This is a genomic window from Streptococcus sp. 116-D4 (assembly GCF_009731465.1).
In the GTDB taxonomy this organism is placed as follows: domain Bacteria; phylum Bacillota; class Bacilli; order Lactobacillales; family Streptococcaceae; genus Streptococcus; species Streptococcus pseudopneumoniae_E.
On the sequence record NZ_AP021887.1, the window covers coordinates 249,978 to 263,243 of the forward strand.

The window sequence follows — 13,266 nt, forward strand, 5'->3', positions numbered from 1 at the left end:
TATCTTAGTAGTCTTCTAGGATATCGCCGATTGGGTCGTTAGACGTTGCGGCTCCTCCGCCACCATTTCCACCAGTTTTAGAAAGGTGAAGGTAGATAAGAGCGATAGCAACACCGATAGCACCAAATCCGATTAGAGTGATATCTGACACGGCAGCAAGGACGAAACCAATAGCGAAGAATGGCCATACTTCACGCGTTGCCATCATGTTGATAACCATAGCGTAACCAACAGCAACAACCATACCACCACCGATAGCCATACCATCTTTGAGCCAATCAGGCATAGCATTTAGAATGCTTTGTACAGTTTCAGTTGGTACCATTAGAAGAAGTGCTGCAGGGACTGCAATACGAAGACCTTGAAGAAGAAGTGCGATAAAGTGAGCACGTTCAACTGCTTTGAAGTCACCTTTTTTAGCAGCAGCATCAGCAGTGTGAACCAATCCGACAGAGAGTGTACGGACAATCATAGTCAAGAATAGACCAGCAACCGCAAGAGGAATAGCAACCGCTTGGGCAACACCGATACCTGTCTTCGTAAAGTCGCCACCAAGAACCATGATAATGGCAGCAGCAACAGAAGCAAGAGCAGCGTCAGGAGCTACGGCAGCTCCGATGTTAGCCCAACCAAGGGCGATCATTTGAAGAGAACCACCAAGGATAATCCCTGCTTCAAGGTTACCAGTAACAAGCCCGATAAGGGTACAAGCTACGATTGGTTGATGGAATTGGAATTGGTCGAGGATACCTTCAAGACCTGCTAGGAAGGCTACAGCGACTACTAAGACCATAGAAATAATAGACATCTTTAAAATCCTTTCATAAAATAGATTATTGCACGTTTGCTTTTTTAATCAAGTCAAACAAATCTTTTTTGGTGTCGTTTGGTACTTTACGTACGTCAAATTCAACACCGAGGTCACGCATTTTTTCAAATGTAGCAACGTCGTCTTTGTCCATAGACAATACGTTGTTGACCATTGTTTTACCAGTTGAGTGAGCCATTGACCCTACGTTTAGAGTCTTGATTGGCACGCCTCCTTCGATGGCACGAAGGGCATCTTGTGGTGTTTCAAACAAGATAAGGGCATGTGTTTGACCAAAACGAGGATCTTTAGCAACCTCAATTAGTTTTTGGATAGGAACAACGTTTGCTTTCACTTTACCTGGAGCCGCTTGTTTAATCAATTCTTTACGAAGATCGTCTTTGGCTACGCTATCTGAAGCAACGATGATACGATCTGCTTTTGAGTCTGGAGTCCAAGCAGTTGCAACTTGACCGTGAAGGAGACGTGTGTCAAGACGGGCAAGATTGATTTTCAATTTACCGTCTCCGATAACAGTTCCTTCTGGGATAGCAGCTTGGGCAACTGGAGCAGCTGTAGCACTTGCTACTTCCTCAACTGGATTTAGCTCTTCTGGAAGAGCTTTGATGCCATCTTTGGCTTCTTTAATAATATTCGCAGCGACTTTTTCTACACCTGCAGCAGCGTCCATGAGGCGCTCTGTGTAGGCTTGAATTAACATCGGTAAATTAAGTCCTGTGATGATGGCAAACTTACGCTCAGGATTTTCTCCCATCACGCGGCTAGCTTGGTTGAATGGAGATCCACTCCAAAGGTCAGCCAAAACTAAAACCTCATCTTCTGCGTCAAATGCAGCAACAGCGTTATTAAACTTAGCGTATAGATCATCAGGACCTTCATTTGGCATAAAGGTTACAACTTGAACCTTTTCTTGTTCACCAAAGATCATAGATCCTGACTGATGAATACCCGCAGCAAATTCGCCGTGACTCGCAATAATGATTCCGATACTCATTATTGTCATTCCTCCTTTTTTGTTCTAGTTTTCATTTAAGAAAACTTTAAGACTAAATAAGTATAAACCGTTTTCATGTAAAAAGCAACTATTTAACATAAAAAAAGAAAAAGCTTTTCTTTGTAAGCGTTGACATATTCGGTTTTTTGAGAGATAATCCTGAAGCCATATTTAAAAATTTAATATAAAAAAGTTGGAAGTTTCTTCCAACTTTTAAAATAGGTTTCTATTAGATTAGTGGGTGAAGTCGAGTACCATACGTCCTTGGATTTGACCTTTTTCCATTTCGTCGAAAATGGCTACGGCATCTTCTACTGGACGTTTTTGGACAACTGGAACTACCAAACCTTCTGCACCGAATTGGAAGGCTTCTTCCAAGTCTTTACGAGTTCCAACAAGAGAACCGATGACTTGGATTCCATCTAGAACGGTTTTGACGATGCTGAGTTCCATCATTTCAGAAGGAAGACCAACAGCGACTACGCGACCACCGGCACGAACTGAGTCAACAGCCTGGTTGAAGGCAACTTTAGACACAGCAGTTACGACAGCTGAATGAGCACCTCCATCAGTTTTTTCCTTGATGAGTCCAGGTACATCTTCAACTTCGAGGCCATTAATAACAATGTCAGCGCCTACTTCTTTTGCAAGGGCCAGTTTGTCATTGTTGATATCAACTGCGATAACATGAGCATTGAATACTTTTTTAGCGTATTGAACAGCTAGGTTACCAAGTCCACCAGCACCGTAAAGGACAACCCATTGGCCTGGTTCAACTTTTGCTTCTTTAATAGCTTTATAGGTAGTTACGCCAGCACAAGTGATAGAAGAAGCTTGGGCTGGATCAAGTCCATCAGGAACTTTAACAGCATAGTCTGCAGTTACAATACATTGTTCAGCCATACCACCGTCTACTGAGTAGCCTGCATTTTTCACTGTACGGCAAAGAGTTTCGCGACCAGTTGTACAGTATTCGCAAGTTCCACATCCTTCAAAGAACCAAGCAACGCTGACGCGGTCGCCGACTTTAAGACTTTTTACATCTGGGGCAATTTCCTTAACGATACCAACACCTTCATGTCCTAGAACACGTCCTGGTACTTGACCAAAGTCACCATGGGCAACGTGGAGGTCAGTGTGGCAAACACCACAATATTCAATTTCTACAAGTGCTTCCCCAGTTTCAAGTGGACGGAGTACTTTTTCTTCAACAGAAACACCAGTGCTTTCTGGATTTACAACAACAGCTTTCATAGCTATCCTCCTTGATATTAACTGAGAGCAGGAGAAACAGGACTGGATTGATTTTGTGTCAACAGAGTCGAGTATGACGAGCTCTCTTGTATTTATATGTGAATTATATCACAAAAGAAAGCCTTTTCCAAGGTTTTGGAAGCAAAAAGTAGAACAATCGATTAACTGGTTGATGAGACTGTGAAAAGAGCACAAAGACCAGCTTACAGGCTGGTCAGAATGGACTATAAGAATAAATCTTGCAGAGTTTTGGCAACCCCGTCTTGGTCATTTGTCAAGGAAATTTGCTCATCTGCATAAGGGAGTAGCTCAGGATTAGCATTTTTCATGGCATAGCCTTTTCCAGCAAAAGCTAGCATTTCGGTGTCATTGTGTTCGTCTCCAAAGGCAATCAAATCCTTTTTGTCGCGGTTCATTACCTTGAGCAAGTAGTCCAAAGCAAAGGCTTTATTGATTCCTTTTGGAGTACACTCAAGGATATTGAGTGGGCCTCCCCAGGTATTAATAGAAAGTTGATGCTGGTAGAAGGCATTCATTTCTTTTGCCAAGGCATACTTGTCACTGGCTCTGGTCTGAAACAGGATACAGTTAGGATCCTTGGTTACCAACTCAGCTTGGAATTGATCTTCAGGCTGGAAAGCTTCTACACCAAATAGTTTAGGATTGGCAATTTCTTCATTGGGATTTGTAATGTAGAATTTTTTACGATATTCTCCAGCGATAAAATCGGCTTGAATATCTTCTGAACGTTGAACCATATCTAGCAGATATTTTTTATCTACCGTCAAACACTTTTCAAAGTTCCAAACTTGGTCTGGCAAATGAGTGAGAGAGCCGTTGAAATTAATCATAGGAGTGTCTAAGCCTAGTTCACGGTAGAAATCTTTCGACATGCGGTAAGGGCGACCTGTCGTAATAATAATCTGATGCCCTTTTTCAGCAACTTTTTTAATGGTTTCTTTGGTAAAGTCAGAAATCTGACTGTCTGAGTTGAGCAGGGTGCCATCTAGGTCAACTGCAATAATTTTTTTCGTCATATGGACCTTTCTAGTGTCTTTCCAGATAATACTCTTTGAAAATCTTTTCAAACCAAGTCGGCTTCTATCTGTAGCTAGTTTCCTAGTTTGCATTTTGATTTGTATTGAGCATAAGATGTCTTCTATTATAACAAAAAGCAGGTAGAAAAGCAGAGTCGAAACAAAATTTAAATTATATCATTTTCTTCGATAAATCAAACAAACATATTGAAAAAGTGAATAATAAATGATATAATTCTCTTATTGTTCGTAAAAATTAAAAGGAGATTGATAATGGACAAATTATTTAAACTAAAAGAGAACGGTACAGACGTTCGTACAGAGGTTCTCGCTGGTTTAACAACTTTCTTTGCAATGAGCTATATTCTCTTTGTAAACCCACAAATGCTTTCACAAACAGGGATGCCTGCTCAGGGTGTCTTCTTAGCGACGATTATTGGTGCAGTAGCGGGTACCTTGATGATGGCTTTCTACGCTAACTTACCTTATGCTCAAGCGCCAGGGATGGGGCTGAATGCTTTCTTTACTTTTACAGTCGTATTTGGACTTGGTTATTCTTGGCAAGAAGCCCTAGCTATGGTCTTCATCTGTGGACTTATCTCATTGGTTATTACCTTGACAAATGTTCGTAAAATGATCATTGAATCGATTCCAAACGCCCTTCGCTCAGCTATTTCAGCTGGTATCGGTGTCTTTCTTGCCTACGTGGGGATTAAGAATGCTGGACTTTTGAAATTCTCTATCGATCCAGGAAATTACACGGTTGCAGGAGAAGGGGCTGATAAAGCTCAAGCAGCGATTACAGCAAATGCTTCAGCAGTTCCAGGCTTGGTCAGCTTTAATAGCCCAGCTGTTTTGGTGGCTTTGGCAGGACTTGCCATTACTATCTTCTTTGTTATCAAAGGAATTAAAGGAGGAATTATCCTCTCTATTTTGACAACAACTGTTCTCGCTATTGCAGTTGGTTTGGTTGATTTGTCTAGTATTGATTTTGCTAATAACCATGTTGGTGCAGCTTTTGAAGATTTGAAGACAATCTTTGGTGCAGCTCTTGGTTCAGAAGGTTTGGGAGCTTTGATTTCAGATACAGCTCGCTTGCCTGAAACGCTTATGGCTATTCTTGCCTTCTCGTTGACAGATATTTTTGATACAATTGGTACCTTGATTGGTACAGGTGAAAAAGTTGGTATCGTAGCGACAAATGGTGAAAATCACCAATCAGATAAGTTAGACAAGGCCCTTTATTCAGACTTGATTGGTACTTCAATTGGTGCCATCGCAGGTACTTCAAACGTAACGACTTATGTTGAGTCTGCTGCTGGTATCGGGGCAGGTGGACGTACTGGTTTGACAGCCTTGGTTGTAGCTATCTGTTTTGCGATTTCAAGTTTCTTTAGCCCACTTCTAGCTATCGTACCTTCATCTGCTACAGCACCAATCTTGATTATTGTTGGGATTATGATGCTTGGTAGCTTGAAAAATATCCATTGGGATGATATGGCTGAAGCAGTTCCTGCCTTCTTCACTTCTATCTTTATGGGATTCAGTTACTCTATCACTCAAGGGATTGCAGTTGGTTTCCTGACTTACACTTTGACTAAGCTTGTCAAAGGTCAAGCTAAAGATGTTCATGTCATGATTTGGATTTTGGATGCCTTGTTTATCCTTAACTACATCAGCATGGCCTTATAATAGGATTACCCAGGGGGATTTCCCCCTTTTTTAATACAGAGGAGATAGGTGATGAAAGAGAAAAATATGTGGAAAGAATTCTTGAATCGTGCAGGTTGGCTGTTAATCTTTTTGCTGGGGACCATTTTATATCAGATTCCTATAGGAGTTACTGCTATTTTAACTTTAAATGCAGTACCACTGTTACAGTCAGGACTGATAGTTGCTGGTATTTCGATTGTAGTTTTGGCACTATTTATTTTTGGAGCTCGTAAAACGCAATTAGCTAGTTTTAATTTTTCTTTTTTTAGAGCTACAGACCTAGCACGTTTGGGCTTGAGTTATTTAGTCATTTTCTGTTCAAATATACTTGGTTCTATCTTGTTACAACTGTCAAATGAGACGACAACAGCTAACCAGTCTCAGATTAACGATATGGTTCAGAATAGTTCCCTGATTTCCAGTTTCTTCTTGCTGACCTTGCTTGCTCCGATTTGTGAGGAAATTTTGTGTCGTGGGATTGTTCCTAAAAAGATTTTCCGAGGCAAGGAGAACTTGGGATTTATAGTCGGTACGATTGTGTTTGCTTTATTGCACCAACCAAGTAATTTACCTTCTTTATTGATTTATGGAGTTATGTCGATCGTTCTATCTTGGACGGCTTACAAGACCCAACGTTTGGAAATGTCTATCTTACTTCACATGATTGTGAATGGGGTTGCTTTCTGTTTGTTGGCTCTTGTGGTGATTATGAGTCGGACATTAGGGATTTCTGTTTAAGATTTTTGACAATTGCTTACTTGCTTCTACTGGGAAAAAGATGAATGCAATCGTGTCCATCTTTTTCTTTTTATGGTAAAATAGAGAAACAATATGATGAAAAGCCTTGAGGGAGTGAACGATATGTCAAGTAAAGCCAATCATGCAAAGACAGCTATTTGCGGAATTATCAATGTAACCCCAGATTCCTTTTCGGATGGTGGTCAATTTTTTGCTCTTGAGCAGGCTCTCCAGCAGGCTCGTAAATTGATAGCTGAAGGAGCCAGCATGCTAGATATCGGTGGAGAATCAACTCGGCCGGGAAGTAGCTATGTTGAGATAGAAGAGGAAATCCAGCGAGTTGTTCCAGTGATTAAAGCGATTCGCAAGGGAAGTGATGTCCTCATTTCCATTGATACTTGGAAAAGTCAAGTAGCAGAAGCTGCTTTGGCTGCTGGCGCCAATCTGGTCAATGACATCACTGGCCTCATGGGAGATGAAAAAATGGCCCATGTGGTTGCTAAGGCAGGAGCGAAAGTGGTTATCATGTTTAATCCAGTCATGGCGCGACCTCAGCACCCTAGCTCGCTCATCTTCCCTCATTTTGGTTTTGGTCAAGCTTTTACAGAGGAAGAGTTAGCTGACTTTGAAACATTGCCAATCGAAGACTTGATGGAGGCTTTCTTTGGCAGAGCCTTAGCGAGAGCGAATCAAGCTGGAATCACACAAGAAAATATCCTGTTGGATCCAGGAATTGGCTTTGGTCTGACCAAGAAAGAAAATCTGTTTCTTTTACGGGACATGGATAAACTACATCAGAAGGGCTATCCAATCTTTCTTGGAGTTTCCCGCAAGCGATTTGTCATCAATATCCTTGAAGAAAGTGGCTTTGAAGTTAATCCTGAGACGGAAGTCGGTTTCAGCAATCGAGACATAGCTTCGGCTCATGTAACTAGTATCGCTGCGAGACAGGGGGTAGAAGTGGTGCGCGTGCATGATGTAGCTAGTCACAGGATGGCAGTTGAAATTGCCTCCGCTATTCGTCTGGCTGATGAAGCGGAAAATTTAGATTTAAAACAATATAAATAAGATGAAAGAAATCGAAAACAATCAGTGGATTGCTAACTACCGGACGGACCAACCGCATTTTGGCTTGGAACGCATGGTGGAACTGTTAGCTTTGCGTGGCAATCCCCATCTCAAACTCAAGGTTATCCATATCGGAGGGACCAATGGCAAGGGGTCTACCATTGCTTTTTTGAAAAATATGCTAGAAAAACTAGGGCTCAGAGTTGGTGTTTTCAGCTCGCCCTATCTCATTCATTATACAGACCAGATTAGCATCAATGGGGAATCTATCCCAGAGGCGAGACTAGAATCCCTCATGGCAGACTATCAGTCTTTGCTTGAAGGAAAAGTGGCTGCCAATTTGCAGGGGACAACCGAGTTTGAAATAATTACAGCCATAGCCTATGACTATTTTGCTTCAGAACAAGTCGATGTGGCCATCATGGAAGTTGGTATGGGCGGACTTTTGGATAGTACCAATGTCTGTCAGCCTATTTTGACAGGAATTACGACTATTGGATTGGACCATGTAGCCCTACTTGGTGACACCTTGGAAGCCATAGCAGAGCAGAAAGCTGGTATTATCAAACAAGGTATTCCCTTGGTGACAGGTCGTATCGCTCCAGAAGCTTTGGCTGTGATTGACAATATTGCAGAAGATAAAAATGTACCCAGAATAAGATATGAGAGAGATTATCAGGTCCGTCATCAAGAAAGCGTGGTGACAGGCGAAATCTTTGATTATACCAGTTCTGTCAGACAAGGTCGTCTCCAGACTGGTCTGATTGGTTTGCATCAGATAGAGAATGCTGGGATGGCCATAGCTTTACTTGATACTTTTTGTAAAGAGGATGGTCGAGAACTAGCAAGCAATTACTTGCTTGCTCAAGCCTTGGAAGAAACAAGTTGGCCGGGGCGTTTGGAAATTGTGTCAAAAGACCCCTTGATGATTTTAGATGGAGCCCATAATCCCCATGCTATCAAGGCCTTGTTGGCTACCTTGCAAGAACGTTTTGCGGATTATCATAAGGAAATTCTCTTTACTTGTATCAAAACCAAGGCCTTGGAGGATATGTTGGACTTGCTAGAAACTTTGTCCAATACTAAGATTACACTAACTCATTTTGAGGATAGTCGGGCGACTGATGAAAAAGTCTTGAAAGAGATGGCTGAGTCTAGAAATCTCAGTTACCAAGATTGGCAGGATTTTCTAGAGCAAAAATTGACAGATAAAACAGAAGAGAAACAAACAGTTAGGATTGTCACGGGCTCCTTGTATTTCTTGAGCCAAGTGAGAGCCTATCTGATGGAAAGGAAAAACGAAAATGGATACACAAAAGATTGAAGCAGCTGTAAAAATGATTATCGAGGCTGTCGGAGAGGACGCTAATCGCGAGGGCTTGCAGGAAACACCTGCTCGTGTGGCTCGTATGTACCAAGAGATTTTTTCAGGTCTTGGTCAAACGGCGGAGGAACATTTGTCAAAATCCTTTGAGATTATCGACGATAACATGGTGGTAGAAAAGGATATCTTTTTCCATACCATGTGTGAACATCACTTTCTACCATTTTATGGGAGAGCACATATTGCCTACATTCCAGATGGCCGTGTAGCAGGTTTGTCTAAGCTAGCCCGAACGGTTGAAGTTTATTCTAAAAAGCCACAGATTCAAGAGCGTTTGAATATCGAAGTAGCAGATGCCTTGATGGAGTATTTGGGAGCCAAGGGAGCCTTCGTTGTGATTGAAGCAGAGCATATGTGTATGAGCATGCGTGGTGTTAGAAAACCAGGCACTGCAACCTTGACGACAGTAGCTCGTGGTCTATTTGAAACAGATAAGGACCTTCGAGATCAGGCTTATCGCTTAATGGGACTATAATACTCTTCGAAAATCTCTTCAAACTACGTCAGCTTCCATCTGCAACCTCAAAACAGTGTTTTGAGCAACCTGCGGCTAGCTTTCTAGTTTGCACTTTGATTTTCATTGAGTATAAAAAGAATCCGCTTGAAGCGGATTTTTCTAGAAAGGAATCATTATGGATCAACTGCAGATTAAGGATTTGGAAATTTTTGCCTATCATGGTCTTTTTCCTAGTGAGAAAGAATTGGGGCAGAAGTTTGTCGTTTCCGCAATCCTATCCTATGATATGACCAAGGCGGCTACAGACTTGGATTTAACAGCTTCTGTCCATTACGGAGAATTGTGTCAGCAGTGGACGACTTGGTTTCAGGAAACGAGTGAAGATTTGATTGAAACGGTAGCCTACAAACTGGTGGAACGTACCTTTGAGGCTTATCCTCTTGTCCAAGAAATAAAGCTGGAACTCAAAAAACCTTGGGCACCAGTGCATTTGCCGCTAGATACTTGCTCGGTAACCATCCATCGCCGCAAGCAACGAGCCTTTATCGCCCTAGGAAGCAATATGGGGGATAAGCGAGAAAACTTGAAACAAGCCATCGCCAAACTGCGAGCTCGTGGCATCCATATTCTCAAAGAGTCCAGTGTCTTGACGACGGAGCCTTGGGGTGGTGTGGAGCAGGATAGCTTTGCTAATCAAGTGGTTGAGGTTGAAACATGGTTGCCGGCCCCAGTTCTATTAGAGACCTTGTTAGCCATTGAGTCAGAGATGGGACGGGTGAGAGAAGTGCATTGGGGACCGCGCTTGATTGACCTGGATTTGCTTTTTGTAGAGGACCAGGTCCTCTATACAGACGACCTCATCTTGCCTCATCCTTATATAGCTGAGCGCCTCTTTGTCCTTGAGTCCTTACAGGAAATTGCGCCTCATTTTATCCATCCGACATTAAAGCAACCTATCCGCAACTTGTATGATGCTTTGAAAAAATAGAAAAACTCTAGTTTTCAGTCACTTGCAACTGAAGGCTAGAGTTTTTATACTCTTCGAAAATCTCTTCAAACCACGTCAGCTTCCATCTACAACCTCAAAACAGTGTTTTGAGCAGCCTGTGGCTAGCTTCCTAGTTTGCTCTTTGATTTTCATTGAGTCTTAAAATAGGTCATTTTCTTCTGGGAGGAGGATCGTTTCTCTACCGTCCATATCTAAAACCAGTACTTTTGGGGGATAAAGAGGGTCGAAAGGATGGTTAAAGTCAAAATCAATGCTTGTAGGGAGGTGTTGACTTGAAAAGTGGAAGGTAATTGTTCCTTGGTTATTAAGCAATTGAAACTCGAGTTCTTCTTCCAATTCAAAGACATTTTTTAAGAAATGGTCGATGATATACCAAAAAGAGTCAATGATATCATCAGGCAAGCTGGTAACAATGCCAAAACTAGCAGACCGCATGTGGGTATTGGTAAAAGCCATATTTCTTCCCCCTTTCTTTTCCCTTATCATACAGCAAATAGGATTAAAAATCAAGAAAAGGCGATTTTTTCTTCATAAACATAGCTTCCTATGAAATTTTTTCAAATAATCTTCAAAAAATGCTTGAAAGTGTTTACAAATAGTGATAAAATGAAATAAGGAGAATCATGAAAACGAAATTTTCATACCGTCTCTTTTTAGAGTTTCGTGAGGTATGATATAGAAAGGAAATGAAATGAATACAGACGATACAATAACGATTTATGATGTCGCCCGTGAAGCAGGGGTTTCAATGGCGACGGTTAGCCGTGTAGTCAATGGCAATAAGAATGTAAAAGAGAATACCCGTAAAAAAGTGCTTGAGGTGATTGATCGTTTGGATTACCGTCCAAATGCCGTAGCGCGTGGTCTTGCAAGTAAAAAGACAACCACTGTCGGAGTTGTGATTCCAAATATTACCAATGGTTATTTCTCAACGCTTGCTAAAGGGATTGATGATATCGCTGAAATGTACAAGTACAATATTGTCCTTGCTAATAGTGATGAAGATGATGACAAGGAAATTTCAGTTGTCAATACACTGTTTTCTAAGCAAGTGGATGGGATCATCTTTATGGGGTACCACTTGACTGAAAAAATTCGTTCAGAGTTTTCTCGTTCACGGACACCAGTTGTTCTTGCAGGGACAGTGGATGTAGAACATCAGCTTCCAAGTGTCAATATTGACTACAAACAAGCTACGATTGATGCGATGAGCTACCTTGCTAAAGAAAATGAGCGCATCGCTTTCGTAAGCGGTCCGCTAGTGGATGATATCAATGGTAAGGTTCGTTTGGTTGGCTACAAGGAAGCCTTGAAAAAAGCAGGGATTTCCTATAGCGAAGGATTGGTATTTGAATCTAAATACACTTATGAAGATGGTTATGCCTTGGCTGAACGCTTGATTTCATCAAACGCAACTGCAGCAGTTGTAACAGGTGATGAATTGGCAGCAGGTGTCTTGAATGGTTTGGCTGATCACGGTGTGTCTGTGCCAGAAGAGTTTGAAATCATTACTAGTGATGATTCACAAATCTCACGCTTTACCCGTCCAAACTTGACGACTATTGCTCAACCTCTTTATGACCTTGGTGCCATTAGTATGCGTATGCTGACTAAGATTATGCACAAGGAAGAGTTGGAAGAACGCGAAGTTCTCTTACCTCATGGTTTGACAGAACGTCGTTCAACACGAAAACGTAAATAGAAAAAATCAGGGAATCATGAAGATTTCCTGATTTTGCTTTCTAGAGAAGAGACTCAGCCTTCCATATAGTCTTTCAAAGCCTGTCCTGTTAATCCGGCATTGAGGGCGATGAGGAGTTTCAAGCGGGCTTTTTGGGCGTTGAGTTCTTTAACAAAGAAGACACCTTCTTTTTGCAACTGCACGCCCCCACCCTGGTAGGCATAAACAGGTTCAGCAATACCGTTAAAGCATCGTGAAACCAGGGCAACTGGGATTCCTTTTTGCAGAAGGCTTTCTAATTTTTGAGCTGTTTCTTTGGGAACATTACCAGCTCCGAAGGCTTGGATAATCAAACCGTCCAATTGTTCCAAATCCAGCATATCAATCAGCTCATCTGTCATACCAGCATAGGCTGATATGATAGGAACCAAGCCTTGTATGTGTTCAAGGTCAAAGCGAACACGAGGTTCAGCCGTTTTAAAGTAGAGAATTTCCTGTTTCATAATCAGACCAAGGGGGCCATGTGTTGGGGTCTGGAAGGTGCCGACGTTGGTCGTATGTGTTTTGGTGACATACTTGGCAGCGTGGATTTCATCGTTCATAACGACCAAAACTCCTTTGTCAGCAGCCCTGTCATCGCTAGCCACCCTTAAAGCACTCAGATAATTATAGACACCATCGCTTCCGAGTTCGTTGGAACTACGCATGGCCCCTGTTAGAACGATAGGCATGTGGGGAACTTCCATGGTATCCAGGAAATAGGCGGTTTCTTCTAGGGTATCGGTTCCGTGCGTGATGACAACACCATCGTAGTTATCTGCTTCCTCTTTGATTTTTTGATAGAGGGCCAGCATATGCTTTGGTTTGATATGGGGACTTGGCAGGTTAAAAAAGTCCAAGGCGTGGACTTGGATTCCTTTAAGAGGATTGGACACATGGTTCATGGGATTATCTGAACTCGTCACAACAGCGCCAGAAGCATCGGCTTGCATGGAAATAGTCCCACCCGTATGTAAAACAAGGATTTTCTTAGGCATGATTTACTCACTCTTTCTGAAATGTGGTATAATCATTGTATCACAAAAGGGGAGATTGGGATAGA

The 13,266-nt window shown here is 41.9% G+C and carries 13 protein-coding genes; 7 read left to right on the top strand and 6 right to left on the bottom strand.

The annotated features are described in order from the left end of the window. Nucleotides 1-4: 4 nt before the first annotated feature. From UKS_RS01300 to UKS_RS01315, 4 genes are all read right to left on the bottom strand, one after another. Nucleotides 5-808, bottom strand: a complete 804-nt coding sequence (locus tag UKS_RS01300) for a PTS mannose/fructose/sorbose transporter subunit IIC (protein WP_156011444.1) — start codon at nt 806-808, stop codon at nt 5-7. Nucleotides 809-833: 25 nt separating this feature from the next. Continuing rightward, on the bottom strand, nt 834-1,823 hold the full coding sequence (locus tag UKS_RS01305) for a PTS sugar transporter subunit IIB (protein ID WP_049496144.1): 990 nt from the start codon (nt 1,821-1,823) through the stop codon (nt 834-836). Nucleotides 1,824-2,057: 234 nt separating this feature from the next. Further along, nucleotides 2,058-3,077, bottom strand: a complete 1,020-nt coding sequence (gene adhP, locus UKS_RS01310; protein WP_156011445.1) for an alcohol dehydrogenase AdhP — start codon at nt 3,075-3,077, stop codon at nt 2,058-2,060. Nucleotides 3,078-3,301: 224 nt separating this feature from the next. After that, complete coding sequence (locus UKS_RS01315; protein WP_156011446.1) at nt 3,302-4,114, bottom strand: Cof-type HAD-IIB family hydrolase; 813 nt, start codon at nt 4,112-4,114, stop codon at nt 3,302-3,304. 273 nt (nt 4,115-4,387) lie between these two features. On the opposite strand from UKS_RS01315, the gene UKS_RS01320 reads away from it, so the two are divergent. The 6 genes from UKS_RS01320 (at nt 4,388) to folK (ending at nt 10,462) form a co-directional block, all read left to right on the top strand. Beyond that, nucleotides 4,388-5,806: an NCS2 family permease gene (locus UKS_RS01320; protein ID WP_156011447.1), complete on the top strand. Its 1,419-nt coding sequence runs from the start codon at nt 4,388-4,390 to the stop codon at nt 5,804-5,806. Nucleotides 5,807-5,857: 51 nt separating this feature from the next. Then, nucleotides 5,858-6,565, top strand: coding sequence for a CPBP family intramembrane glutamic endopeptidase (locus tag UKS_RS01325; protein WP_173020429.1), 708 nt, complete (start codon nt 5,858-5,860; stop codon nt 6,563-6,565). Between the two features lie 93 nt (nt 6,566-6,658). Beyond that, nucleotides 6,659-7,633 (top strand): dihydropteroate synthase, encoded by a 975-nt coding sequence (gene folP / locus UKS_RS01330; RefSeq protein WP_173020430.1) that lies wholly within the window; start codon nt 6,659-6,661, stop codon nt 7,631-7,633. A 1-nt stretch (nt 7,634) separates the two neighbouring features. Beyond that, a complete protein-coding gene (locus UKS_RS01335; protein ID WP_156011449.1) occupies nt 7,635-8,957 on the top strand; it encodes a bifunctional folylpolyglutamate synthase/dihydrofolate synthase in 1,323 nt (440 codons plus the stop codon). After that, nucleotides 8,938-9,492: a GTP cyclohydrolase I FolE gene (folE, locus tag UKS_RS01340; protein WP_000380917.1), complete on the top strand. Its 555-nt coding sequence runs from the start codon at nt 8,938-8,940 to the stop codon at nt 9,490-9,492. Before UKS_RS01335 ends, folE begins: the two co-directional genes overlap by 20 nt. 157 nt (nt 9,493-9,649) lie before the next feature. Beyond that, a complete protein-coding gene (gene folK, locus UKS_RS01345) occupies nt 9,650-10,462 on the top strand; it encodes a 2-amino-4-hydroxy-6-hydroxymethyldihydropteridine diphosphokinase (protein ID WP_156011450.1) in 813 nt (270 codons plus the stop codon). Between the two features lie 159 nt (nt 10,463-10,621). Here the strand turns inward: folK and UKS_RS01350 are convergent, their stop codons facing one another. Next, a complete protein-coding gene (locus tag UKS_RS01350; protein ID WP_156011451.1) occupies nt 10,622-10,939 on the bottom strand; it encodes a DUF960 domain-containing protein in 318 nt (105 codons plus the stop codon). A 235-nt stretch (nt 10,940-11,174) separates the two neighbouring features. On the opposite strand from UKS_RS01350, the gene ccpA reads away from it, so the two are divergent. After that, nucleotides 11,175-12,185: a catabolite control protein A gene (gene ccpA, locus UKS_RS01355; RefSeq protein ID WP_156011452.1), complete on the top strand. Its 1,011-nt coding sequence runs from the start codon at nt 11,175-11,177 to the stop codon at nt 12,183-12,185. Between the two features lie 53 nt (nt 12,186-12,238). Here the strand turns inward: ccpA and UKS_RS01360 are convergent, their stop codons facing one another. Then, a complete protein-coding gene (locus tag UKS_RS01360; protein WP_156011453.1) occupies nt 12,239-13,201 on the bottom strand; it encodes an asparaginase in 963 nt (320 codons plus the stop codon). Nucleotides 13,202-13,266: the final 65 nt, after the last annotated feature.

Excerpts from the sequence above, each read along its gene's own strand:
- UKS_RS01300 (WP_156011444.1), bottom strand. The coding sequence starts at position 808 with ATGTCTATTATTTCTATGGTCTTAGTAGTCGCTGTAGCCTTCCTAGCA.
- UKS_RS01305 (WP_049496144.1), bottom strand. The coding sequence starts at position 1,823 with ATGAGTATCGGAATCATTATTGCGAGTCACGGCGAATTTGCTGCGGGT.
- adhP (WP_156011445.1), bottom strand. The coding sequence starts at position 3,077 with ATGAAAGCTGTTGTTGTAAATCCAGAAAGCACTGGTGTTTCTGTTGAA.
- UKS_RS01315 (WP_156011446.1), bottom strand. The coding sequence starts at position 4,114 with ATGACGAAAAAAATTATTGCAGTTGACCTAGATGGCACCCTGCTCAAC.
- UKS_RS01320 (WP_156011447.1), top strand. The coding sequence starts at position 4,388 with ATGGACAAATTATTTAAACTAAAAGAGAACGGTACAGACGTTCGTACA.
- UKS_RS01325 (WP_173020429.1), top strand. The coding sequence starts at position 5,858 with ATGAAAGAGAAAAATATGTGGAAAGAATTCTTGAATCGTGCAGGTTGG.
- folP (WP_173020430.1), top strand. The coding sequence starts at position 6,659 with ATGATGAAAAGCCTTGAGGGAGTGAACGATATGTCAAGTAAAGCCAAT.
- UKS_RS01335 (WP_156011449.1), top strand. The coding sequence starts at position 7,635 with ATGAAAGAAATCGAAAACAATCAGTGGATTGCTAACTACCGGACGGAC.
- folE (WP_000380917.1), top strand. The coding sequence starts at position 8,938 with ATGGATACACAAAAGATTGAAGCAGCTGTAAAAATGATTATCGAGGCT.
- folK (WP_156011450.1), top strand. The coding sequence starts at position 9,650 with ATGGATCAACTGCAGATTAAGGATTTGGAAATTTTTGCCTATCATGGT.
- UKS_RS01350 (WP_156011451.1), bottom strand. The coding sequence starts at position 10,939 with ATGGCTTTTACCAATACCCACATGCGGTCTGCTAGTTTTGGCATTGTT.
- ccpA (WP_156011452.1), top strand. The coding sequence starts at position 11,175 with ATGAATACAGACGATACAATAACGATTTATGATGTCGCCCGTGAAGCA.
- UKS_RS01360 (WP_156011453.1), bottom strand. The coding sequence starts at position 13,201 with ATGCCTAAGAAAATCCTTGTTTTACATACGGGTGGGACTATTTCCATG.